Raw genomic sequence first — 22729 nt, 5'->3', positions numbered from 1 at the left:
ACGATGGCCCGACCGCCCGATGCTACCGCCACCGCGATCCGCGGCGCCCTGGCGCGCGGCGAGATCGCGGCGGCGCTCGCCGCGGCCGACCGCTGGCGCCACGCCGCGCCCGACGCCGCCGAGGCCTTCTTTCTCGCCGGTCTGGCGACCGCGATGCTCGGCAAGGTGAGCGGCGGTATCGCGCTGATCGAGCAGGCGGCCGCGCGCGATGGCCGCGGCGAGTATCACGCCCAGCTCGCGCGGCTGTACACGCTGGTGCGGCGTGACGATGCCGCCGCGCACGCGCTCGCCAAGGCCGAGACTGCGCGGCCGCCGGATGCGCTGGGGCGCGACACGATGGGCTGCGTCTACGCGCGGCTGGGCGACCATGCCGCCTCGCTGCCGCACTTCGCCGCGGCGGTCCGGCTCGAGCCGACGAATGCCGCCTTCCGCTACAATCTCGCCGCCGCGCTGAGCTTCGTCGGGCGACAGGCAGAGGCCGAGGACGCGCTGGAGGCGCTGATCGCGCGCGCGCCGGGGGATGCGCGCGCGCATCACCTGCTCGCCGGACTGCGGCGGCAGACCCCCGAGCGCCACCACGTCGACCGCCTCACCGCCGCGCACGCCGCCGCCACCGCGCCGCGCGACCGGCTGCTGCTCGGCTACGCGCTGGCCAAGGAGCTGGACGACCTCGCCGACCCGCACGCCGCCTTCGCGATGCTGGCACAGGCCAACGCCGAGCATCGCGCCACGCTGCCCTATCGCTTCGCCGACGACGAAGCGGTCTTCGATGCGATCGAGGCGTGCTGGGCGGCTCCCGCCGCGCGAGCGACATCCGACCCGCCCGGCGCGGCGCCGATCTTCGTCGTCGGCATGCCGCGCACCGGCACCACTTTGGTCGATCGCATCCTGTCCTCGCACCCCGACGTGGAGAGCGCCGGGGAGCTGCAGGCACTGCCGCTCGCGGTCAAGACGGCCGCGGGTACGCGCGGCCGGCGAGTGCTCGACCCCGATACGATCCGCGCCGCGGCGCACGCCGACGCCGGCGCGATCGGTCGCGACTATCTCGCCCGCTCCGCGCCGCACGTGCCGGGCCGCCGACCCCGGTTCGTCGACAAATTTCCCGGCAACTTCCTCTACCTCGGTCTGATCGCGCGCGCGCTGCCGGAGGCGGCGATCGTGTGCCTGCGCCGCGACCCGCTCGACACCGTGCTCGCCAACTTCCGCAACCTGTTCGCGATCGGCTCGCGCTACTACGACTATAGCTACGACCTGCTCGACACCGCCGCTTACTACCAGCGCTTCGACCGGCTGATGGCGATCTGGCGCGCCGCGCTGCCGGGGCGCGTACTCGAGCTCGGCTACGAGGCGCTGGTCGACGATCAGGCGGGACAGACGCGCGGGCTGCTCGACCATTGTGGGCTGAGCTGGTCCGACGCCTGCCTCGACTTCCAGGCGAACGCCGCGCCGGTGGCCACGCCCAGCGCCGCGCAGGTGCGCCGCCCGCTGTACCGCGACGCGGTCGGGCGCTGGCGCCGTCATGCCGATGCGCTGGAACCGGCGCGCGCCTTCCTCCGCCAACACGGCATCCCGGTCGACTGACGCATCGGCTACGTCATTCGCCCACCTGCGAGTTACGCGGGGCTTGTTCTAGCCTCCCTAACATGACGCTGATGCGCTCGGGCAGGTGACGATGAAGCAGGCGATGATGAGCTACGTGCAGCCGGTGATGGTCGTGGCCGTGCTGCTGTTCTGGGCGCTCGCACCGGCGGCATGGACGGGGAGCGCCTGGTCGATCGTGATCGCGACTCTGTCGACCACCGCGGTGATCCAGGCGCTCGAATGGGTCAACGAGCGACACGCCAGCTGGCGGCTCACCTGGCGCGAGTTCCTCACCGACGTCTTCTACGTGACGCTGAGCTACACCGTGATCGCCTGGGCGTCGAAGACGCTCGCCGACGAGCCGCTGACCGCGCTGAAGCACGGGCTCGGGATCACGACGCTATGGGCGATGCATCTGCCGTTCGTGGCGCAGGTGGCGCTGGCAGTGTTCCTGGTCGAGTTCGGGCAATATTGGATGCACCGCTTGATGCACAATCAGGCGTTCTTCTGGTCGACCCACGCGCCGCACCATCACCTCACCCAGCTCAACGCGATGAAGGGCGCGGTCGGCAACCCGATCGAGCTGTTCCTGATCAGCCTCAGCGTGCTGGCGCTGTTCGACCTGCCGCAGCCGGCGATGTTCTGCGCGCTCAACGTGCTGGCGGTGGTCTCCACCTTCGCGCACGCCAACACGCGGTTCGACCCGCCGCGCTGGTACGCCTTCGTCTTCACCACCATCCGCCACCACAGCCTGCACCACTCGACCGGCTATGCGGAGACGCGGTGCAACTATGGCAACTCGCTGATCCTGCTGGATCGGATCTTCGGCACCTTCGGCGAGGGCGAGGCCGAGATCGTCGGGCAGGACGAGCGCCGGCGGCTCTCGATCGGCGAGCAGTTCCTCTTCCCCGCGCGCCCGCTGATCGCGCGCTATACGACGCGCGACGAACGGCGTGAGCGCGACGGCGCGGGGGCCGCCGCTTGACGTCGCGAGCGGCGGCGCACGCGGCGACGATGGGATTGTTCGCGCTGCTGGCGGGCGCGGCGCCTGCGCCGGGCCGGACGGCGACCCCGCGCGAGCAGGTGATCCAGGTCCCCGGCTTCGCGGACTTCCTCGCGGTCGACGGCGGCTCGGTCTGGGCGACGAACAGGGGCCGCGTGGAGCGCTGGTCGCGGCGCGGCAAGCTGGCCGAGGTGGCAATGGCGCGGCCCTGCGGCGCGATGGCGATCGCCGACGGGTCGCTCTGGGTGGCGGACTGCGCCGCGCTCAGCGTCAACCGGATCGACCTGCGCACCGCCACGATCACCGCCACCATCCCGACCGGGATCGCCAATCCCAAGGGTGAGCTCAACGTCGTCGCGGGCGACGGCTCGATCTGGGTGGCGAGCGACGCCGCGGGGGCGGTCGCGCGGATCGATCCCGCCACCGACCGCGTGGCCGCGTCGATCGCGGTCGATCCCGGCACCTTCTACCTGTCGTTCGGCATGGGCGCGCTCTGGGCGGTCAGCGCGGCCGGGCAGAGCCTGCAGAAGATCGATCCGCCCAGCAACAGCGTCGTCCACCGCACCGCGTTGGGGCGCGAACCCGGCTTCCTGGTCGCGGGCGAGGGCGCCGTGTGGGTACAGGAGCAGGGCGACGGCACCGTCGCGCGGATCGATCCGGCGAGCGGCGACGTGACGGGGCGGGTCAAGGTCGACTCGACGCTCCAGTACGGCGACATCGACGCGGGCGGCGGCAAGATCTGGCTGCGCACCACCGCCGGGCAGACCTTCGTCGTGATCGACCCGGTCTCGCTCGCGATCACCGCGCGCGTCGGCCAGGCGGCGGGCAGCGGCGCGCTGCGCTACACGCGCGCCGGGCTGTGGACCAGCGCGCACGACGCGCACACCCTGTCGTGGTGGGAGAAGCCCGGCCGGATCGGGGACTAAGGCGCGCGCGGCGCGACGGGGTAGACGATGAAGTCGGCGTGCCGGTCGATCTCGAGCGACAGCGCGGCCGTCACCGCGCGGTCGAGCTCGGCGATAGCGGCGGGCGGCAGCGCGAGCCCGTGCTCGTCCGGATGGGCGGGCGCGTGCATCGCATAGTCCTCGCCGGGCGTGCGTGTCATCTCGACGTGCGCGCCGAGCAGCGCGCGGACGGGGTGCTGCCGCGCGAACCGCGCGAGCCGGTCGGCGCTGGCGCGGAACACCGCGGTCTGGTCGCGCGGCACGTAGAGCCGGCCAGGGTAGAGCATGTCGCCGGAGAAGAGCAGCCGTGTCCGCTCGTCATAGACCATGATGTGCGCGGGCTCGTGCCCCGGCGTCGGCACGATGCGCAGCACGCGCCCACCGAGATCGTAGCGGCCGACCTGCTCGGGCCAGTCGCGGAGGCCGAAGAAGGCCGCGACCGCGCCGGGCGACAGCCCGACCAGCCGGGTGTCGGGCCGGTCGGCGAACTCGGCGTCACCGGCGTGATGGTCACCGTGGCCGTGCGAGTGCGCGACGATCAGCCGCACCGGCCGGTCCGCGTGCGCGCCGCGCCACGTGGCGATCAGCCGATCGACGGTGGGCCGCACGCGCAGCCCGCCAGCCCCGGTGTCGATCAGCAGCGCGCGGTCGCGCCCGAACAGCAGGTAGAGGAAGGGTGCCTCGAAATTCGTCCGCACCGACTGGCGGATGACGTATGTGTCGGGATCGATGCGCTGGACCTGCGTCTCCGGCTCGTCGGCGGTGCCGTCGATCCAGGGGACGAAGCGCGGCGCCGCCGCCGGCGCCGCGCCGAGCAGGAGGCAAGCGACGAGCACGCGTGCGATCGAGCGCGGTCGCGTCAGCGACCGGCGCCCGGTCCGAGAGGGGAGGGAAAGGGACATGAGCCGGAACGTGCCGCCCCGACTCGCTCGTCACCATACGCCGTTTGACGAGGCGGTGCGGGCGATCGGCCGGCGATCGACCGCGTCCACCGGTCAGCGCATCGCGAGCTGGGTCGCGGCGCCGCTGTCACGCGCCGCGGTCGCCGCGGCGACCCGGCCGCGCATGTCGCTGAGCACGTCGGCGCGGCACTCTCGCGCCTGCGCGGCGAGCGCGAGATGGACGCTGCTCATCCCCTGCCCGCAGACGGTGTCGGCGACCCGGTCCATGCGGATGGCGAGACGCTGCTGCCCCTCGACGCTGGTGAGATCGATGCCGCGCAGGTTGAGCACGCTGCTCTCGGCCGAGAGCGGGTCGGCGCCAGGCGCGGCGAGCGCGGGCGTGGCCATCAGGATTGCGGCACATGCGGCCAGACCGATCTTCATCCTCAATCTCCTGCATCGCTGCCCATCGCTCTCCGGCGATCGGGTCGCAGCCATGTAGGATCGCGCCCGCGCGGGCACAAGCACGGGGCGGAGGACGTAGCGTCCCGGGCGGGGTCAGCGCGCGCGAACGATCAGCGACGCCAGCTCCACGTGCGCGCCGAGCGCGCCCGGCGGCACCGCCACCGCCACGGTGCGCTCCGCCCCGTCGGCGCGATCGACCAGCGTGACCCGCACCGCATAGCCGCGGGTGAGCCGCCAGGCCCGCGCCTCCGCGAGCGGCACCGTCGCCTGCCACGAACGCTCACCGGTGACGGGCAGGTCGCGGCCGTCTACCCGCACCGCGATCGCCACTCCGGCGCGCTGGCCGGAGAGTCGCAGGCAGGTCTCGGCGCCGCAATGGACCAGCCGCGCACTGGCCGGACGCTCGGCTGCCGCTGGCACCCCGGCCGCGAGCATCGCGCAGGCGGTGATCGCGAGAGGGACGGTGCGAGCCATGCGACGGGCATAGACCCGCGCGCGGCGCGTCCGACATGCGCCAATTGACGTAGGCGCCAGGGCCGGCACGGCCGTTTACGTCAAACACCCCATATCGGTTTGCCGCCGCTGCCAACAATCTCGCACCGCAGCGATCGGCCCCGCGCGAGGCGCCGACGCCGACCGTTTCGTCGCGGAGGGGCGACGCGTTCAACGTACCGATTGGGGGCTTTGATGGCAGGACGTTTCTCCCGCGCAGGGTTGCTGTGCGCGACCGCGCTGATGAGCGTGGCCGGTGGACCGGCACTGGCGCAGGAGGCCGCGACGGGCGCGGCACCGACCACCGCCGAACCGGACGACACCGCGGCAGCGGTCGACGGGAACGAGATCGTCGTCACCGGCAGCCGGCGTCGTACCACGCTGCAAGACGCGCCGATCAACATCAGCGCGGTCTCCGCCGAGACGATCGCGTCGCAGCGGCTCGACGACATCCGCTCGCTCGCCTCGTTCACGCCCGGCGTCACCGTCGCGGACACCGGCCCGGGCTCGACCGGCGGGATCATCCTGCGCGGCATTTCCTCGGGCGACACCAGCGTCGGCGGCGCCGACAGCGGCAACGCGGTGGGGGTCTATCTCGGCGAGGTGCCGCTCTACCTCGACTTCAAGCTGATCGACATCAACCGGGTCGAGGTGCTGCAGGGGCCGCAGGGCACGCTCTACGGCCTCGGCACGCTGGCCGGTGCGGTGCGCTACCTCCCCAATCGGCCCGAGACCGATCGCCTCAGCCTCGACGTCCACGGCCGCGGCTATGCGCAATCCTATTCCGACGACTTCGGGGCAGTCGGCGACGTCGCGCTCAACGTGCCGATCGTGCGCGACCACATCGCCTTCCGCACCGCGACGGGCTATTATTCCAACGCCGGCTTCATCGACTACAATTACCTGCTGCAACAGCCCGGCGTCTCCGACCCGCAGCCCGGCCGCGCCACGGAGACGTCCACCGGATCGCTCAACACGGGCAATTACGGCAGCAACTTCAAGCGCAAGGAGGATGTGAACTATGAGCACACCTTCACCACGCGCAACCAGCTGCTGCTGGAGTATAACCCCAACATCAAGGCGTACCTCACCTACGCGCACCAGAATACCAGGACCGGCGGGCGCCAGGCCAATGCCGCCGGCGTGCTCGACACGGGCCGCTACGAGGGACCGTGGCGCTACCTCGAGCCGGTCGAGCGGAACGCCGACCTGTTCGCGGCGGAGTTCGACATCAATCTCGGCGGGATCGCGCAACTCGTCAGCACGACGGCCTATACCAAGCAGCACATCACCTCGGTAGACGACAATACCGACCTGCTGCTCGACCTCGACTATGGCTACGAGGCCTTCCCGCAATTCTCCTCCTATGCCGACAACGAGCAGCATTATAAGCAGTTCAACCAGGAGGTCCGGCTCGTCTCGACGCACGGCGGCCCGTTCAACTGGGTGATCGGCGGCTTCTACAACCGGCTCAAGTTCGACAGCAACCGGCAGGAATACACGCCCGGTTTCGCCGAATATTTCGACATCCCGCGCCCGGACAACCTGGAATATATCTCGCAAGTCAACAGCAGGACGGTGGAGAAGGCCGCCTATGGCGAGGGCACGCTCCACCTTACTCAGGCGTGGCAGGTGACCGGGGGGCTGCGCTACTTCAAATATGACGCGGAGGTCAGCGGCGGGTCCGACCTCCCGCTGCTGAGCGGCGGGCTCGCGCGCATGCCCTACCCCTCGTTCACGATCGACCCGAGCCGAATCCGCACCGGCGACACCTCCAAGGACGGGCTCGTCTGGAAGGCCAACACCTCTTACAAGTTCGGCGAGGGATTGCTCGCCTATTTCACCTATTCCACCGGCTATCGCGTCGGCGGCGTCAACCGCGTCGTCCCCTGTATCCAGCCGCTGCCCGCAGGGCAGAACCTGTGCGCGCTGCCCAACGAACTGGTCTACGGCCCCGACCGCACCCGCAACAAGGAGATCGGCCTTCGCGCCAGCCTCTTCGACCGGCGCCTCCAGCTCACCGTCGATGGCTATGAGATCAACTGGAGCGGGGTCCAGGTGCCGAGCCAGACCGTCAACGGTGCGATCGGCATCACGGTGAACGGCGCCGACGCGGTCTCGCGCGGCTTCGACGTGCAGGCCACGTTGCGCCCGCTCCCCGCGCTGACCGTGATCGGCACCTATTCCTACGTCGACGCACACCTCACGCAGGACGTCACCGGGCTCGTGGTCAGCCAGGGGGTGCGCTACGACGCCTTCGAGGGGGATCGCCTGCCCGGCTCGGCCAAAAACGCGGGCAGCGCGCAGGTCATCTACAGCCACGCGCTCGACCAGGACCGCAAGATCGAGGCGATCTGGGCAACGGTCTACCGCGGCGAGATCTACTCGCGTGTCGGGCTGCGCGGCAACGGCGAGGCGATCCCCGGCTACGTGACCCACAGCGCCTCGCTCAACTATGTCAGCAAGCAGTTCGAGATCGGCCTGTTCGCCGACAATCTCACCAACAAATATGCCGTGACCGCGATCAGCAACGACATATCGTCGTTCAACCAGGTCCGCACCGACGTGGTGGAGCGCTACTACGCGCGCGGGGTGCTGACCCCGCGTCGCGTCGGGATCGACTTCCGCTTCCATTACTGATCGCGGCGCGGTGCCTCTCTTCCGGCGGCCGAGCGCGGCCGCCGGGCGCTTGTCCCTCTCCAGCAGGAACTACCCATGGCCTCTCTGATCGTGACCACCCGCGACGGCGCAACGCGCCCGCTCCCCGCCGACGCCGGCCTGTCGGTGATGGAGGTGATCCGCGACAACGGCATCGACGAGCTGTTGGCGGCGTGCGGCGGCTCGCTCTCCTGCGCGACCTGTCACGTCATCGTCGATCCCGAGCAGGCGCTCACGTTGCTCCCGCCCAGCGACGCCGAGCGCGAGCTGCTCGACGGGCTCGACCAGGTCGCGCCGACCTCGCGGCTAGGTTGCCAGATCGCGTTCGACGAACGGCTCGACGGCTTGCGCGTCACGATCGCGCCGGAGTCGTGAGCGGGGGGGCGGTGAGCGACTACGACGTCGTGATCGTGGGCGCCGGCCAGGCCGGCGCTCAGGCGGCGATCGCGCTGCGCCAGCTCCGCTACCAGGGCCCGGTCGCGCTGATCGGGGACGAGGACGAGCTGCCCTACGAGCGGCCGCCGCTGACCAAGGCGTATCTCGCCGGCGAGAAGAGCTTCGAGCGCCTGCTGATCCGGTCCGCCGCCTTCTGGCAGGAGAAGGCCATCGACCTCCGCCCCGGCTGCCGGATCGTCGCGGTCGACCCGGCGGCGCGCCGGGTTATCGCGGCGGACGGCACCAGCATCGGCTATCGTCGTCTCGTGTGGGCGACCGGCGGGGCGGCACGCCGACTCGACTGCCCCGGCGCCACCCTCGCTCGCGTGCATGCGTTGCGCTCGCGCGCGGACGCCGACCGCCTGGCGCAGGAACTCCCCGCGGCGCAGCGGGCCGTCGTGATCGGGGGCGGGTACATCGGCCTGGAGGCGGCGTCGGTGCTGGTGGGCGCCGGCAAACAGGTGACCGTGATCGAGGCGCAGCAGCAGGTCCTCGCGCGTATGTCGGGGACGATGCTGGCGCGCTTTCTCGAGGCCGAGCATCGGTCGCGCGGCGTGAGCCTGCGGCTTGGCACCACCGTCGACTGCATCGAGGGCCGCGACGGCGCCGCCCACGGGGTGCGCCTCACCTCTGGCGAGTTCGTCGCGGCCGACCTGGTGATCGTCGGGGTCGGTATTGTCCCGGCGGTGGATCCGCTCCTCGCCGCCGGTGCGCGCGGCGGCAACGGCGTGGAGGTCGATGCCGTATGCCGGACCAGCCTGCCCGACATCTATGCTATCGGTGACTGCGCCGCGCACACGAACGCCTTTGCCGACGGCGCGCGAATCCGCTTGGAGTCGGTGCAGAATGCCAACGACATGGCCGGCACGGTCGCGCGCTCGATTGCCGGGGTCGCACATCCCTATTACGCTGTGCCGTGGTTCTGGTCGAACCAATATGATCTGCGGCTGCAAACGGTGGGGCTCGCCGCAGGGCATGATCTCGCGGTCTTACGCGGAGCGATCGACGCTCGATCCTTCTCGATCATTTACCTTCGCCAAGGCCGGGTCGTCGCGCTCGATTGCGTCAACGCGACCAAAGACTATGTTCAGGGACGAAAGCTGATCGAGTCGGGCGCCACGGTACGATCCGACTTGATCGCCGACTCGGCTGTTGCCCTGACGGAGTCCCCTCAAGGTGAAGGTGGACCTTCGACGCGCTCGTTCATCTGACTGACGTATTTTCGTGATTAACTTGCCAAGGTCGGCGGGGCACTCCCCTCTCCCAAGAGTGTGATGACATCAGGTCGACCTGTACCCGGCATCGGCGAGATAGTCGCACCACCTCCTGCTAGCGACGGTTGACCCTGCGCTGCCGCGGCTGTTGGGCGACTTCATCGATGCGCTGGCGCCTTACGGCGTCTACGCTGACCAGACACTCGTGCTGCGAGCGCAAGGGAACGGCGCTCGATGAAGCGGCCGATCCGCCCTGTTGGGTGTGCCGCGATCAGCGTTGTGCCCGACCCCAGGAAGGGGTCGAGCACGATGTCACCGCGGTTGCTCACGTCGCAGAGGGCATCCTCCACCATCGCCACCGGCTTGGGCGTGGCGTGCAGCTTCAGTGCCTTGGCCGCCGATGTGCCGCGCCGGTTCGCGCCGGGGTAGTTCCACACGTTACAGCGATCACGGCCATGACGGCCAAGCGCGACATTGTTGGTGGCGACCGTCGCACCGTTGCAGAAGACGAGGATGAGCTCGTGCGTGGAGCGGTACAGCCCACCCATGCCGCCGCTGCCTTTGTTCCACACGCAGGTGTTGGCATGCGTGAGCCCGGCAGCCGCTGCCGCGGCGCTCAGCAGGCCGCGCACCGCTGCCTCGTCGAGGTGCGTCACCTCCACCACCGGGATCATCGAGATGCCCAACTCGCGCGCTGCCTCGACGACGATGTGACCGTTGATGACCGCGCCCGCCGCATCGATCAGCACGGGCGCGACGATGCCGTACTGGCGAACCGACTGAGTCACGCGCCGCAGCTGCGCCGGCGTGGTCCTCCGCGCGCGCCGCTTGGCCACCTTAATATGCTCGATGGAGCGCAGCTTGAGCGAGGTCGCGTTCTTGGCCGCAGCACCCTCGCCAACAGTCGCGACCTGGTCGCGCGCCGCCGCGCAATGCTCGCGCCGTCCACGCGACGATAGCAGCAGCTTGCGCTTAAAGTGCTCTTGCTCGATCCGCCCTTGCACGCCCATCACAAACCTCCCACGTCAGAACTCGAACCCCGCCCCTCACGCGTCAGAGCGAATGCTCTTCCGCACGCGAAGCAACGAAACGGCCCCTTCTTTGGGAGATGTGACGATGCTAATATCGCCTATCGAGTGGCTCTGGCCTATAATGACACGGCAACCTCGATAAGGCTAAAATGTGCCTTGCTGAACGCAGACACAAGGGAAAGATTTACGACGCTCTTGCCTTTCAACTTAAGCCGATTGTTGACCGAATGTGACGTTATTAGCCGCCTGTTACGCTTCATCTCGGGCAGCCGGACGCACCTGCTCTCACCATCAAAAAGGCGCAGTTGTCTGCAACATTCATCGATGGCGGGCGGCTCTCGCGAACTGGCCGAGGGAGCGAAGCTACTTAAACAGGCTGAACTGAGAGGAGGCGGGCCGAGCTGAGGGGAACCGTACTGGTCAGCCTCACTCCGGAGAATGTCGGCGCGAATCACCATGCCAGGCCCGTAGCGCCCCTCTCCGCGCTACCGAGAAGTGCGCGTCGCCCCGCAGAAGTGCGCCGTTTCGGAGAGGAGGATAGAAGAAGTCGAGGAAGCCTCAGACTGGGTGGCGGAGACGGAGTCTTTAGAACCATAATGACCGCTCACGATCGCACGTGACCGACAAGGGTCACTTATCCTTGAGTTTCTGCAGGCTTTCGATCACGCCTTCGCCTACACGCTGCGCCCATGACCGCAAATGATCGTTGATGACCACGCCAAAAGTGGGCATCAAAGTGGGCAATAATGGGCACAAAGGCGTGTCCGGCGACCAAGCCCCGAGGAGTGCCATGGCCCGCGCGATCAACAAGCTGAACGTCAAGCAAGTCGCTAGCCTGAAAGAGGGTCGACATTCGGACGGCGGCGGCCTGTACCTGCGCGTGACATCGAGGGGCGCGCGCAGTTGGGTGTTTATGACCGCCGAGCGCGGCAAGCGGGTTGAGATTGGCTTAGGTGGGGCGCAGTCGGTATCGCTGGCGACAGCGAGGCGCCTCGCCGGTGAAATGCGGGAAGCTGTCGCTACCGGCCAGAACCCCCGAACGGTCATCGCGCCTATCGAGGAACCACAGCCGAAGCGTGCACCCACGTTTGGCGAGTTTGCCGACGACTACATCACCAGTGTTGAAACCGGCTGGCGAAACCCGGTGCATCGGCAACAATGGCGCAACAGCCTGCGCGATCATGCAGCATCGCTCAACGACAAGCCGGTGGATGAGATCGACACCGATAATATTCTCGCGGTGCTCCGCCCGATCTGGACGGATAAAGCCGAGACAGCAAAACGGGTACGCGGTCGCATCGAGAAAATTCTCGACGCTGCAAAGGCGCGTGGCCACCGACCACGGGACGCATTCAACCCCGCGATGCTGCGGGGGCACCTTGCACTACTGCTGCCCAAGCAAGACCGACTGCAACGCGGCCATCACGCCGCACTTCCGTTCAAAGAGGCACCCGCCTTCTTCGCCAAACTGCAACAGCGTGAAGCGGTGGCGGCACGCTGCCTCGAGTTCGTTATCCTCACTGCCGCGCGTAGCGGGGAAGCACTCGGTGCATCATGGGGCGAGATCGACCTTGAGGAGCGACTATGGACGGTACCGGCAGCCCGGATGAAGGCAAAGGCCGAACATGTCGTCCCATTGTCCGACGGGGCGGTAGATCTACTCCGTCGGATCGCTCCAGCCACGGTCACGCCCGACACACCAATCTTTGCCGTCAACGGCGCAACGCGCAGCAACATGGCCATGTCGATGCTGCTGAGGCGAATGGGCTATGGCCATATCACCACCCACGGCTTTCGGTCGACATTTCGCGACTGGGCCGGAGACAAAACCGACTTTCCACGAGAGATTATCGAACAGGCTCTCGCCCACACAATTCAGAACAAAGCTGAGAGAGCATATCGACGCGGAAAAGCCGTTGAACGCCGAAGCGAACTGATGGAAGCTTGGTCAGACTACATCTGCTAAGAGGTTGAAGCCGGTGAACACCCCCAAGAAATTCCACAAGTATCGAGCCTTGTCTCCACGCAAAGCGATAGCTGAGTATGCGGCCATAAACGGCGGCCCGGTCCTTACTCGGCAAATCATAGCCATGGGCTTGAGGGAGGGCACAATCCGCGCGCGGGCTTCACACATCTGGACGACAAATGAGGCAAGCCTCGCGAAAGCTTGGAAAAACGAACCAGACAAGGAAACGTTCGTCAAGCCCAAGGTTTTTTTGATGGAGCACGACGTACCCCGGAAGGAGTGGCTAAAATCCTCTTCCTGGCTTGACGATATCATGAGCTGGGATTTTCAGCGAGGCAAATTTCATATCACGATATCATCCGATCCAATTAAACGTTTGCTGATGAAAGATGTTCGGCTACATAGCGGTGATGTTAAGAAGGTGCTGATGACGGGAGTTAAGGACTTAACAAAGGAGCCACTTTCTAAGATTCAACAACTTCATTCCTACCGGCGGCTATGGCACGACATTGTTCGCATGACGTTAAATGGTCGAGATCCTAAAAGCACCGAACTTGGCACCTTCACTAGTGCGGATCGCGTCCTTAATGAAGTCAACAACTCCTTGAATTATGAGCAGAGTGTTATCACCGATCATTCCGTCTCCGCAGACGAGATTGGCGCAGCATTAGCAGCGAGACACCCATATAATCTTTCGGAAAAGACTGCGAAGGACGAAATCGATCTGTTGCGAGATGCCTTGCACCTGAAACGTAAGTACAATCTTTCACGCAAGCGATAAGCCGACGGCCTCACCGCGGGACGTCGTGCAATTCCCCCCCCAATCAGCCCTGGTATATTCGACCGCGAATGTGGCTAGATGAATGCCCTTGCTCGGACCATCCGGGCAAGGAGGAGAAAATGCACAAAACCCTGTTTTCTGTGGTGGACGCGTCCAAGACGCTGGGCATCGGTAAGACCAGCCTCTACGCGCTCATCAATCGCGGCGATGTGAAGACCGTCCGCCTGGGTCGTCGTCGCTTGGTACTCGCATCGAGCATCGACGCCCTCATCGAACGCTCCACTGCTGAGATGGAGGGCTGAGATGAAGCGCGCACCTTCCATCAAGACCGACAGCAAGCGTGGCGCCAGCGTCGGCGCAGATCGAGCTGCGGGCAAAGTTGATCGCGTATCCATTGCGTTGGCCGCGACTCCGCGGGCCGTGGACCTGCGGCTCAATCTTAAGAGCTGCGAAGCGCCGATCATGACGATGCCGACTGCGGCCTCGCGACGGTCGACCCGCGATGTCGGGCTGGAGTTGAAGACCCGGATTTTGAACCTTCACGAAGACACGCCGCTTCGCGATGTTGGCTTGATCTGGACGCCTTGCCGGGACTGCGACTCGCTCGCTGGCGCGCTACGCCTCGATATGTCCAAAGCGCTCAAGCATTCGCCGCAGTTGAAGCGTCACTGGAGCCACTCGATCAACCGTGTCGTTGTGGCGACGGCTCCGGTAAGCTCGGACATGTCATCGTTTGGCTTGACGGCCTATGTCATGACGCTCGTCTTTTCGACCGATGCGGTGAGCGCTCGGCGCTTCACTCATCGTACTAGCGATCCGATCTCTCCCAATGCGCATCTACGGCCGGTGCCCGAACCGCATTGGCTGGACGCCCCGACGCCCGAGAGCATTGGTGCGTTCATCGACGCGTTCATGCACGCGCCGACCGTTTTGCGGCGAGACTTTGAAGCGAGCTGGCGCGTCCATAACAAGCGCCAGTGGCGCGCGACGCGCGAGCAGCGGGCCGTAGCGCTCTTCCAGATCGACGCGCAAATTCCCATCACCAAGACGTTTTTCGGCGCGGGTCATGGCGAGGTCATTTTGCGCCAGGCTTTGGCAAAGCCGATTGTCGAAGCACGCATGGCAAAGAAGGCGGAAAACAGCCTCGATCGCGCGGATGTGGTCCATCTTTTCTGTTTGCACGCGCTTGAGACCGACGGCGCGCCGCCACCGCTCGTGAAGCTGTAAACCCCTTTGCGCCGTCCCCTTTCTGGACGGCGCACCATCCAGAAAACGAAAAATCCACGAAGCCACGAACACAAAGTGCGTGGCTTTTCGCGTCATACTCAAGGCACAGCAGCTATGACTTACACGCAGTGTATAGCCCCCACCCCTCCGCACACCATCAACCTACCCCGCCAGCACCCTGAACTCGCTTATCTGGCCCTCCCCCTTTTTCCGGGGCTGTCCCGATGACGCGCCGACGCCCCCATGATGATCAGGGCTTTAACCCAGCGCTGCGCACCCAAAATTTCGGGTTGAGCATCACGCGTCTGCCGCTCGTCAGTGACGACACCGGCTACGACCCGATAGAGTGGATGCATCCTGATAGCCGGATGGCACGCTCAATCAGCGAATTTTCAGCGTTGCTCACCCCCATCATCAACAACGCCGACATCTCGCCTGCAGAGCGCCGTGCATTGCGTATTGGTTTGAGCCTGGGCACTGACCGACGGCTGCCGGAGACCCCCTCTCTAGCAAATTTAAAAATCCGAAAACGCGCGTACGAAATTTTGTTCGAAGCGGTAAAGCCGCTGTGGCGTCCGCCGGGCACGCGTCGCCGCTGGTTTTTCGTCACCCTCATCAGCGATGTCGGCAACAGTCTTGAATATCAAACAGTCATCGAGCTCGCGCGTTGCCGCCGCGATTATGCCAAGGTACTCGGCCGCACCGGGTTGCAAGCCGTCGGCCTGCTCGAGCTCCAGGCAGTCTCCAATTACCCCGGCGGCGGCCACGGTCGCATGCTTGAGTTACACGCTCACGCAATCGGCTACACCGATGATCCCCGCTTCAAGCCCCAGGCCACTGCCCGCCTTCTTCGAGATCGCACTATCCTGACGAGCTGGCTTGGTGCGCCCACCGTCACCATCAAGCCCGTCAACTCGCTGGCACGTTTGCGTGGTCAGTGCGCCTACCTCTTCAAAGCGCCAGTGAAGTGCGGCCGACTGATGAAAGATGGTTTTGAGCCGAGCGGGTACAAGCGCTTCCGCGGGTCCATCAATCGCCCATCGCTCGCGTTGCGCTTGGCAGAGGTGCTGTGCGACATCGAATTTTCTCGAGCAGTGTTTTGCACCGGGTTGGGTGGGAAGGCTTTGAAGCGAGATCTGCTGCAGCGATTGCGGGCTTGGCAAGCACGAAGCCCCAATGCTCCTGATGCCAATCTGCGGAGGATAATTCAAAAGATTTGGGCCGGCGGCCGGACCTCAAGTCTACGACACCCCGTCGACGTACGACGAGGCGTGGCAGCGGCCATGGATCCTCGGTGGGCACACGCCATCAGCGAATCTCGGGTTAAGCTCGTAGATCAGGGCTAGCTAAGAGCCTGCTGGCACCTACTTCGCAGGCGGGAAAAAAGGCGATATGGTTTGATCCCGGATGCGAGCCGATCGGCGCTGAACCTTAAAATTTCGCATGCCGAGATTGACAGGCTTCAAAGCCACGATGGCCGTTTGATGGCAGTCGTGATGGTGGATCTTGCCGCCAGCTGATTAGCGAGTTTCATGCCGTGATACCTGAGCAACTTGTCAGCCTCTCTCAGCCGATCGGAACCAACCGCACCATTCGCGCGGAAATGTTGCAGGGCCACGGTGGCCGCATTGAAAATGCAGTCTGGGGCCGCTGGATGGAGGCAGCTGCGCATCTCACCAATCGATGGTGGCGCGACCTCGAGGACGATCCTTTCGCCTACAATGAGACCGCTAGTGTCAGCCATCTCTGCTCGGCCGCCACGGCCAGCGGACTGCTTGGCTTGGCTGAGTATGCGTCTGTGAAAAAATGGAGCGGTAATCGCCGCTACGCCGCTGGCGGCAGGTGCGATCTCTGGCTGTCGGGCTCGAGCCGATCATGGGCAATCGAATTCAAGCAATTATGTTGCGATCGCTACAATTTAGGTGCTCTCGCCGCGGCAATGGATGCCGCTCGAGCATGCGCACGATGTGTGCGGGAGAGCGAGGCTGATCTTCGAGTCGCTGGCCTCGTAGCTTCGATGTGGTGGCAGGATCCAGCTGCGTTGCAAACGGCACGTTCTACGATGCGCACATTCGCGCGGGATCGCGACTATGCCTGGAGGATTGGGGCTGAGGGAGTTGAAGAGCCTGAGACCTACGTGTTCTTTGATATCGTCCGCCAATAGCCGAAAGACCCAAAAGCGTTGGGGTGGACGCCCCCTGACGGCATCGATGTGCCAGAAGTGGAGGTGTTGAAACACCACTGCAGGAGGCGTCCGTGAGTGAGGTAGCACAGTCGGCATCGTTCTGGCGAAGTCAATTTTTCAGGTGCACGGTGCGGATGCGAGCGGCGGGGTCGTCTTCCGCAAGAAGCTACGACGGGATCAGGTACTGCCCTTTTTCTCGACCTTGCCGCGGTGCGTCGTCGCGATGGAGGCGTGCGCGAGTTCGCATTACTGGGCGCGTGAGCTCGCCGCGGTTGGGCACGACACCAGGCTGATCCCGCCGGCGTACGTGAAGCCGTTCGTCAAGCGGCAGAAGAACGACATGGCCGACGCGGAGGCGATCTGCGAGGCCGCGCAGCGACCGACGATGCGGTTTGTTCAAGGTAAGAGCGCTGAAGCACAGGCTTCGGCGGTCGTGTTCCGAACGCGCGACCTGCTCGTGCGCCAGCGAACCCAGCTGATCAATGCCCTGCGCGGGCACCTCAACGAGTTCGGCTACATCGTTCGGCAGGGTGTCGGGCACGTCGGCAAGCTCGTCGATATCGTCGCCGATCCGGCTTCCGATCTGCCGACCGAGGCGCGGCCAGTACTGGCCGTCATCGCGCAGGGCTTACAGGCGCTACAGGAGCAGATCGCCCTTCTCGACCGTGAGATCGTTAGCCGGGCAAAGGCGGACGCGGTCGCGAAGCGGCTGATGACGATCCCCGGTGTCGGCCCCGTGACAGCGACCGCGCTGGTGGCGCTGGCGCCGGCCGCCAGCACCTTTCGTCGTGGGCGCGACTTCGCCGCCTGGCTCGGTCTCGTTCCTCGACAGCATTCGAGCGGCGGCAAGGAACGGCTTGGGCGCACGACCAGGATGGGCGAGCGCAGCTTGCGGCGCCTGCTGATCCTCGGGGCAAGCTCGGCAACGAAGGTCGCGGCGCGCGAGCCCGATAAGGCCAGCGCGTGGTTGGCAGGCATGCTCGCGCGCAAGCCGCGCATGCTGGTCACCGTCGCGTTCGCAAACAAGATGGCACGGATCGTCTGGGCGCTGATGGCGCACGGCGGCACCTACAGAGCTCCGGCCGCGGCGTAACCGCCAAGGCCTGACGCGTCAGGGACGCAGGGAAGGTCAGCAGAGAGGAATGGCGCAACGGTCAGACGACGGGGTCGAGATAACCAGTGCGATGTCCAAGCGCCTCGAGCGCGCGAAAACGGTTTGGACCTGATCCGCGACCTCCATTCAGGCCAGCAGCCGTGAAGACGGCTGCATCAACAGGATGGACACACGGAAGCACCTGAAGCCGCGCGCTAAAATCTCTGCAACACCCTTGCATCCAGAGGGGCATCCGCAAACGGACGGGCCGCTTGCCACCCTCGGCCGGCGTTCTAGCCCCCTCACCTGCCCGCTGAACGAACGACCGGCTTTCTCGGCCATACGCCCGAAAGCAGCCATTTCGCTATCCACCCGCTGCAGCCCCTGCTCCTTGGTACCGAGACCCATTATCCGCCACTCAAGCCATCGGGGCGGCTGCCCAATAGCGGACATTCGTTCACGCCTCCGTGTCAGCCATGTTTGAGCCGTCATCGAGTCATTGCGGCTTGGTCTCCGATCGCGGCGGCAATCCGCTCAAGCCCCGTCGTCGCGCTCGGCGCGCACCTCGCCGTCGCCGTGCGAGGCCATGTTGACGTCCATCGGACGGCTGAGCACAGCAAGCCGGGCACGGTCGGAGACATCGTTGAGCAGCAGGAGTGCCGGCCCATGAGGCGTCGCACCGACGCGGCCGCCGGTAAAGCCGCAGCCGGCCGACGCGAGATCCGGCACCGCTACCCTGCTCTGATGCGGAGTGACGCCCAGCTTACGAGCTGCGGCTTCTCACCGAGACCTATCTCGGCCGGGCGCTGCGCATCGAAAGCGTAGACGCGCTAGCTATGCCCTGGCTCTCGAGCTAGGCGCTACGATCTCGGGGACCATACCTCCAGCAAGCGCTCGCTATTTCCAGCGTCCTCGCGACCGCCCGCAGTCTTGAAAGCGGCTGCGCGTGCGTCGCGAGCTTTGATCTCTGCCTCGACATGACCGCACAATGTCGAGCTCTTTCGCCCCCGCATCGTAGCCTGCCCACCGTCGCTCGTCGCGAAACCGACCTCTCCTACGAAGAAGGAAGCCAGTCGGGCTCAAACCGTGGTGTTCGCGGCCTTATGGGCGCGATAGCTTGCAGCTGAGGGAGATCGAGAATCCGGAGAAAGTGCCCCTTCTGCTCGATCAGACCCTCCTCCCTCAAAACGCGCAAAGTTCGGTTGACGTGCACCGCGGTGATCCCGGTCAGGTCGCCAATCACTTCCTGCGTCAACGGCAGCTCAAAGGCGTTGTTCGAAACGACGCCTAGCGGCGTCAAACGCGTGTATAGGTCTAGGAGCACTCGAGCGAGCTGCTCTCTCGCCGATGCTCTTCCGGTTACTGCGAGCATGTCCATCAAGGAAAGGCGCTCCATCTGCACGGCGAATGTGAACAGCATCGCGAGGCGTGGCCGGCGGTAGTACAGCTCACGCAGGCGTTCGAAAGGCACGAACGAGGTAACCGCACTGGTGATTGTTGTTAATGTGTCGGCGGCTTGGTCAAGAGCCATGCTCGGGGTTCCCAGCATGTCTCCCGGCAGGTGCACCTTCTGAATGAGACGCGCGCCGCTGCGCATGACGATCGACGAATGGATCCAGCCGCCCACGTGTAGGTAGAAGCCGCGAACGGCATCACCTTCACGTTGTATCGTTTCTCCAGCCTTCCAGCTGACCTCTCGGTCGCCTAATGTTACCAAAGCCGTTTCATCTTCGGCACTAAGATTTGCCAGTGCGTGGTAGCGAAACGTTGGATACATAGCCCGCCCTTCTTTACGTCGCTACGGCTTCTTCATCGACCTTCGTTGCGCATTACCGCCGTAACAAGCTACAGGCTGCAAGGATCTCTGACAACGCCCTGATCTGGATCAGCCATCTGTCATTCGCGCGTAAACGGCATCTCAAGGACATGCGCTTAGAAGGGCACAGCAAGGATTGAAGAAGGATAGGAAGATGGCGCTACGTTTTTTCCATCTTCGCGGCGTCGAGGAGGTCCTCGACCATTCTGGCCTCGAACTCGAGGGAGTCGAAATCGTCCGCTCCACTGCGCTTCGCGCGGCGCGCGATGTCATGAGTGGTGACGTCCGCGAGGGTAAGCTGGACCTGCGCATGAGGATCGACGTGGAGTCGCAGGATGGCGCGGTGATCTATTCGCTGCCGTTTGCTCAAGCGATCAGCCTCTTCGCCAACAGCGAGGCTGCCTAACGGTGGCTGCGGTATAGCGCCTCATGGCGATGGCGGGTTCGACCGGGTCATCCGTGCCGCGCCTGAGCGAGTTGTGCCCTCAGCCGTTCGACTGCGAATGAAGTTCTGCCCCTTCGCGGCTTCCCGCTCGCGCCACACGTTTGAAGCGATCGCGGCACCCACTACAATCGTTCCCGCTGCGAGCGCCAACCTGGTGACAAAGCGCCCGCGATTGTGCCGCCAAGCCGCGCCGACGCCCATCTCCGCCGGCACGTTGGGCAGTGTGCCACGCGACAGGTCCTCGACAACGCCTTCGACCACGTCGACCCGGTCGGCGCCGAGCAGGATCAGCCAATGCAGCCAATTCGGCTCGCTCCAGAGGAACGCGAGGCGCCTCATCGAGCGGCTCTCCCCGCGAGGCGGCACCGAAGTGCCGACCACCGCCGGCTGACGGACGTGCTCGATCGACTGCAGGATCTCCGTGATGCGGTGAGCGAACGATGCGGTCACCGCAGCCCTCGGCGCTTCAGCTCCCCCTCAAGCACCGCCAGAGCACGGGGATGGTCACTGCCGTCCGCATCTTCACAAGCTGAAAGCAGATCGTGGTCATGCTTGGGGACGAGGGCAGCGCCCCCATCGGGCGCGTCAACGAGAACATAGGCGAACGGCAGAGACTGAGTATACCGCCGGTCGCCGATCATGCACTCGTCGGCGCCATTTCTCACGCGCACGATCAAACCACTTTCCGGACCACCATATGCAACGAAGTGCCGCGGCCTCCTAACTCTACTCCGTCTGACACCTGAACGCACGACTTCCCCCTTGGTTCTCCTGCTTGGTCGGGAGCGGTTTGGTGCGGTGCACGTCGTCACACCGTAGCGCCGAAGGTTGAACCCAGCCCCCGAGCGCTTGTGCTACTGATGACGGGGGCTCGCCAAGGCCTGCTGGGTCACAGCAACCGCCGCGTACGCGTCCGCAAGCTCGAGGATGCGCGCGCGCGCTGCCGGGTCAGCGGTGTGTTCGGCGCGGGCCCTCTGAACTGCCTCGCGCTCTCGATAGTGCTGAATGTCGTTCTGGTCGCCCATGGCGATGCTCCCAGGTTGAAGCGGGAGCTTTCCAGTTGCCCTCGGTCGCCAATGTGCTCAGGCTTGGATCGACGATAGCTAAAGTTAACCTATTTGGTGGTCTGCCGATATAAAGTCGATCAGGCCGTACTGGCACCAAAAGGCTGCGCGGTCGCAGCCCAAAACACTGATCGCTAAACGCGTCGAGAGCTAGCGGGCGGACCACTTACGCAGCTATTTGGAGTCAATCAAAAGGTTGTTTCGCTTTTCCAACCTCGTCGCGCCTGTAAGAACAATCGACGCCGGCGTGCGCTAGCCTAGAACAGATTATCTCGAACCACCGGCGCACCGAAAGCCGCAGTGTGCATGCGCGCAATGCGTCATGTTTGATGATCTCCATCGTGGTGAGCTTAATAGAGATCAACAAGGGAAATTCGTGGTGCCGGGCGCGTTAACTCGGCTGTATGATATGAATTGCCTGAGCGCCTTGGTCCTTAACCAAGTGGCTTAGACCTTAATTGGAGGACTCGCGATCCTGCCGAACTGGATGCCGCCGATGGCGCCGCCCGAGGTAACCTCGGTTTTTGGTCCCACAAGCGAGAGCTCTGCAAGCCGGCTCGGCATCGTGGCGGCGTGCTGCGCGTTGACGTCTCTGCTAATCGGCGTCGTCGTCATGCTCGGCTGGGCGCTGGGAGAGACAGCGCTTACTCAGTTCTTCACCTCTCGCAGCGCGATGCAGCCCGCCACAGCGGCCAGCGCCATTCTCCTGGGCGCGAGCATCCTGAGCGCTAGCGCTCGACGCGCCGGGCTTGCCGCAGTAATTGCGCTGCTCGCCGCCTTCATAGCCGCGCAGTCGTTGGCGGAGCACCTCCTAGGGCTCGATTTCGGCACCGATCTGCTGTTGTTTCCGCACGCGGTCGGCGCCCAACCCGTCAATTACACTTTCCCCGGCCGCATGGCCGAACCGACCGCTACGTCGTTCTTGCTCGTCGCGGTGGCAGTGCTGCTCGCCTCTGGCAGGGGACGTCGCGCGAGCCTTATGCTCACGGGTTGCGCCACTGCGGTGCTGATACTGGTGACGATAGCGCTGCTGAGTCATCTTTACGCGGTGGCGCCGCTTGCCGGCATTCTGAGCTTCACTCAGGTCGCCGTTCCCACAGCGATGGCGCTAGGCGCGAGCGCCATCGGCACATTGGCGTTGCGGCCGAGCGCCGGATGGCTCGGCCTGCTCGTCGGCAGCAGCGTCGCGGCAACCGCCGCGCGCTGGCTAGTACCCACGGTAGCGGTCGTGCCCGCAGGTGTCGGTTGGCTCGCCTCCCGCGGCTCAGACGTGGGCCTCTATCCAGTCGACTTTCGACTGGCACTTACGACGGCCCTGACGGTGATCCTGCTGGTTGCGCTGGCCCTTTGAGGTGGCCCCCTAATTGACCTGACAGGGCCTCGCTCTTGGATAAGAGTGAGGCATATGACTGAGCTTACGACCAGGCGTTACAACGACGGTGAGGTCC

23 protein-coding genes are annotated in these 22729 nt (G+C 65.1%); 15 read left to right on the top strand and 8 right to left on the bottom strand.

Annotated elements, in window-relative coordinates; genetic code table 11:
• Nucleotides 1-3 precede the first annotated feature (3 nt).
• The 3 genes from EV292_RS19300 to EV292_RS19290 all read left to right on the top strand — a co-directional run bounded on the left by EV292_RS19300 (nucleotide 4) and on the right by EV292_RS19290 (nucleotide 3510).
• A complete protein-coding gene (locus EV292_RS19300) occupies nucleotides 4-1581 on the top strand; it encodes a sulfotransferase (protein WP_132910899.1) in 1578 nt (525 codons plus the stop codon).
• A gap of 91 nt (nucleotides 1582-1672) precedes the next feature.
• A complete protein-coding gene (locus tag EV292_RS19295; RefSeq protein WP_132910898.1) occupies nucleotides 1673-2566 on the top strand; it encodes a sterol desaturase family protein in 894 nt (297 codons plus the stop codon).
• Nucleotides 2567-2595: 29 nt separating this feature from the next.
• A complete protein-coding gene (locus tag EV292_RS19290) occupies nucleotides 2596-3510 on the top strand; it encodes a YncE family protein (protein WP_132910963.1) in 915 nt (304 codons plus the stop codon).
• On the opposite strand, the gene EV292_RS19285 is transcribed toward EV292_RS19290, so the two are convergent.
• The 3 genes from EV292_RS19285 to EV292_RS19275 form a co-directional block, all read right to left on the bottom strand.
• Entirely contained in the window at nucleotides 3507-4364 is an 858-nt protein-coding gene (locus tag EV292_RS19285; RefSeq protein WP_243693867.1) for an MBL fold metallo-hydrolase, read from the bottom strand. The genes EV292_RS19290 and EV292_RS19285 overlap by 4 nt on opposite strands.
• Nucleotides 4365-4523: 159 nt before the next feature.
• On the bottom strand, nucleotides 4524-4853 hold the full coding sequence (locus EV292_RS19280; protein ID WP_207913488.1) for a UrcA family protein: 330 nt from the start codon (nucleotides 4851-4853) through the stop codon (nucleotides 4524-4526).
• Between the two features lie 114 nt (nucleotides 4854-4967).
• Nucleotides 4968-5348 carry a hypothetical protein gene (locus EV292_RS19275; RefSeq protein WP_132910895.1) on the bottom strand — a complete coding sequence of 127 codons (381 nt, stop codon included), beginning with the start codon at nucleotides 5346-5348 and terminating at the stop codon, nucleotides 4968-4970.
• 213 nt (nucleotides 5349-5561) lie between these two features.
• Between EV292_RS19275 and EV292_RS19270 the strand changes: the two genes are divergently transcribed.
• The 3 genes from EV292_RS19270 (at nucleotide 5562) to EV292_RS19260 (ending at nucleotide 9670) form a co-directional block, all read left to right on the top strand.
• Nucleotides 5562-8006 (top strand): TonB-dependent receptor, encoded by a 2445-nt coding sequence (locus tag EV292_RS19270; protein WP_132910894.1) that lies wholly within the window; start codon nucleotides 5562-5564, stop codon nucleotides 8004-8006.
• 75 nt (nucleotides 8007-8081) lie between these two features.
• Nucleotides 8082-8399 (top strand): 2Fe-2S iron-sulfur cluster-binding protein, encoded by a 318-nt coding sequence (locus tag EV292_RS19265; protein WP_132910893.1) that lies wholly within the window; start codon nucleotides 8082-8084, stop codon nucleotides 8397-8399.
• 11 nt (nucleotides 8400-8410) lie between these two features.
• Entirely contained in the window at nucleotides 8411-9670 is a 1260-nt protein-coding gene (locus tag EV292_RS19260) for an FAD-dependent oxidoreductase (protein ID WP_132910892.1), read from the top strand.
• Between the two features lie 161 nt (nucleotides 9671-9831).
• Here EV292_RS19260 and EV292_RS19255 read toward each other — a convergent pair whose 3' ends face one another.
• Nucleotides 9832-10683, bottom strand: coding sequence for a DNA modification methylase (locus tag EV292_RS19255; protein ID WP_132910891.1), 852 nt, complete (start codon nucleotides 10681-10683; stop codon nucleotides 9832-9834).
• A gap of 730 nt (nucleotides 10684-11413) precedes the next feature.
• Between EV292_RS19255 and EV292_RS19250 the strand changes: the two genes are divergently transcribed.
• The 7 genes from EV292_RS19250 (at nucleotide 11414) to EV292_RS19220 (ending at nucleotide 17956) form a co-directional block, all read left to right on the top strand.
• Complete coding sequence (locus tag EV292_RS19250) at nucleotides 11414-12670, top strand: site-specific integrase (protein WP_243693866.1); 1257 nt, start codon at nucleotides 11414-11416, stop codon at nucleotides 12668-12670.
• 13 nt (nucleotides 12671-12683) lie between these two features.
• Nucleotides 12684-13451, top strand: coding sequence for a hypothetical protein (locus tag EV292_RS19245; protein WP_132910889.1), 768 nt, complete (start codon nucleotides 12684-12686; stop codon nucleotides 13449-13451).
• 119 nt (nucleotides 13452-13570) lie between these two features.
• Nucleotides 13571-13753 (top strand): helix-turn-helix domain-containing protein, encoded by a 183-nt coding sequence (locus tag EV292_RS19240; protein ID WP_132910888.1) that lies wholly within the window; start codon nucleotides 13571-13573, stop codon nucleotides 13751-13753.
• Between the two features lies 1 nt (nucleotide 13754).
• Nucleotides 13755-14678, top strand: a complete 924-nt coding sequence (locus EV292_RS19235) for a hypothetical protein (protein ID WP_132910887.1) — start codon at nucleotides 13755-13757, stop codon at nucleotides 14676-14678.
• Between the two features lie 224 nt (nucleotides 14679-14902).
• The gene (locus EV292_RS19230; RefSeq protein WP_132910886.1) at nucleotides 14903-16024 is read left to right on the top strand and encodes a hypothetical protein; all 1122 of its coding nucleotides are present in this window, start codon (nucleotides 14903-14905) and stop codon (nucleotides 16022-16024) included.
• A gap of 191 nt (nucleotides 16025-16215) precedes the next feature.
• Complete coding sequence (locus EV292_RS19225) at nucleotides 16216-16842, top strand: hypothetical protein (RefSeq protein WP_132910885.1); 627 nt, start codon at nucleotides 16216-16218, stop codon at nucleotides 16840-16842.
• A 115-nt stretch (nucleotides 16843-16957) separates the two neighbouring features.
• Nucleotides 16958-17956 (top strand): IS110 family transposase, encoded by a 999-nt coding sequence (locus tag EV292_RS19220; RefSeq protein WP_132910884.1) that lies wholly within the window; start codon nucleotides 16958-16960, stop codon nucleotides 17954-17956.
• 534 nt (nucleotides 17957-18490) lie between these two features.
• Here the strand turns inward: EV292_RS19220 and EV292_RS19215 are convergent.
• Both EV292_RS19215 and EV292_RS19210 read right to left on the bottom strand, forming a co-directional pair.
• Nucleotides 18491-18685 (bottom strand): hypothetical protein, encoded by a 195-nt coding sequence (locus tag EV292_RS19215; RefSeq protein ID WP_132910883.1) that lies wholly within the window; start codon nucleotides 18683-18685, stop codon nucleotides 18491-18493.
• Between the two features lie 325 nt (nucleotides 18686-19010).
• Entirely contained in the window at nucleotides 19011-19733 is a 723-nt protein-coding gene (locus EV292_RS19210; RefSeq protein WP_132910882.1) for a Crp/Fnr family transcriptional regulator, read from the bottom strand.
• 193 nt (nucleotides 19734-19926) lie between these two features.
• On the opposite strand from EV292_RS19210, the gene EV292_RS19205 reads away from it, so the two are divergent.
• Nucleotides 19927-20178, top strand: a complete 252-nt coding sequence (locus EV292_RS19205; protein WP_132910881.1) for a hypothetical protein — start codon at nucleotides 19927-19929, stop codon at nucleotides 20176-20178.
• 21 nt (nucleotides 20179-20199) lie between these two features.
• On the opposite strand, the gene EV292_RS19200 is transcribed toward EV292_RS19205, so the two are convergent.
• Nucleotides 20200-20667 (bottom strand): hypothetical protein, encoded by a 468-nt coding sequence (locus EV292_RS19200; protein WP_132910880.1) that lies wholly within the window; start codon nucleotides 20665-20667, stop codon nucleotides 20200-20202.
• A gap of 404 nt (nucleotides 20668-21071) precedes the next feature.
• Nucleotides 21072-21242 carry a hypothetical protein gene (locus EV292_RS22785; protein WP_165927191.1) on the bottom strand — a complete coding sequence of 57 codons (171 nt, stop codon included), beginning with the start codon at nucleotides 21240-21242 and terminating at the stop codon, nucleotides 21072-21074.
• A 535-nt stretch (nucleotides 21243-21777) separates the two neighbouring features.
• On the opposite strand from EV292_RS22785, the gene EV292_RS19195 reads away from it, so the two are divergent.
• Nucleotides 21778-22632 (top strand): hypothetical protein, encoded by an 855-nt coding sequence (locus tag EV292_RS19195; protein WP_132910879.1) that lies wholly within the window; start codon nucleotides 21778-21780, stop codon nucleotides 22630-22632.
• Nucleotides 22633-22729: the final 97 nt, after the last annotated feature.

The organism is Sphingomonas sp. BK235 (assembly GCF_004345855.1).
Lineage (GTDB): Bacteria > Pseudomonadota > Alphaproteobacteria > Sphingomonadales > Sphingomonadaceae > Sphingomonas.
Note: the sequence above shows the minus strand (reverse complement) of the source record. Positions and strands in the feature narration are given on the sequence as shown.

What these genes read in the sequence shown, in the direction of transcription:
- EV292_RS19210 (WP_132910882.1), bottom strand. Translation starts at nt 19,733, where the DNA reads ATGTATCCAACGTTTCGCTACCACGCACTGGCAAATCTTAGTGCCGAA.
- EV292_RS19250 (WP_243693866.1), top strand. Translation starts at nt 11,414, where the DNA reads ATGACCACGCCAAAAGTGGGCATCAAAGTGGGCAATAATGGGCACAAA.
- EV292_RS19240 (WP_132910888.1), top strand. Translation starts at nt 13,571, where the DNA reads ATGCACAAAACCCTGTTTTCTGTGGTGGACGCGTCCAAGACGCTGGGC.
- EV292_RS19275 (WP_132910895.1), bottom strand. Translation starts at nt 5,348, where the DNA reads ATGGCTCGCACCGTCCCTCTCGCGATCACCGCCTGCGCGATGCTCGCG.
- EV292_RS19235 (WP_132910887.1), top strand. Translation starts at nt 13,755, where the DNA reads ATGAAGCGCGCACCTTCCATCAAGACCGACAGCAAGCGTGGCGCCAGC.
- EV292_RS19255 (WP_132910891.1), bottom strand. Translation starts at nt 10,683, where the DNA reads ATGGGCGTGCAAGGGCGGATCGAGCAAGAGCACTTTAAGCGCAAGCTG.
- EV292_RS19205 (WP_132910881.1), top strand. Translation starts at nt 19,927, where the DNA reads ATGGCGCTACGTTTTTTCCATCTTCGCGGCGTCGAGGAGGTCCTCGAC.
- EV292_RS19280 (WP_207913488.1), bottom strand. Translation starts at nt 4,853, where the DNA reads ATGAAGATCGGTCTGGCCGCATGTGCCGCAATCCTGATGGCCACGCCC.
- EV292_RS19300 (WP_132910899.1), top strand. Translation starts at nt 4, where the DNA reads ATGGCCCGACCGCCCGATGCTACCGCCACCGCGATCCGCGGCGCCCTG.
- EV292_RS22785 (WP_165927191.1), bottom strand. Translation starts at nt 21,242, where the DNA reads ATGGGCGACCAGAACGACATTCAGCACTATCGAGAGCGCGAGGCAGTT.
- EV292_RS19230 (WP_132910886.1), top strand. Translation starts at nt 14,903, where the DNA reads ATGACGCGCCGACGCCCCCATGATGATCAGGGCTTTAACCCAGCGCTG.
- EV292_RS19295 (WP_132910898.1), top strand. Translation starts at nt 1,673, where the DNA reads ATGAAGCAGGCGATGATGAGCTACGTGCAGCCGGTGATGGTCGTGGCC.
- EV292_RS19290 (WP_132910963.1), top strand. Translation starts at nt 2,596, where the DNA reads ATGGGATTGTTCGCGCTGCTGGCGGGCGCGGCGCCTGCGCCGGGCCGG.
- EV292_RS19265 (WP_132910893.1), top strand. Translation starts at nt 8,082, where the DNA reads ATGGCCTCTCTGATCGTGACCACCCGCGACGGCGCAACGCGCCCGCTC.
- EV292_RS19270 (WP_132910894.1), top strand. Translation starts at nt 5,562, where the DNA reads ATGGCAGGACGTTTCTCCCGCGCAGGGTTGCTGTGCGCGACCGCGCTG.
- EV292_RS19195 (WP_132910879.1), top strand. Translation starts at nt 21,778, where the DNA reads ATGGCGCCGCCCGAGGTAACCTCGGTTTTTGGTCCCACAAGCGAGAGC.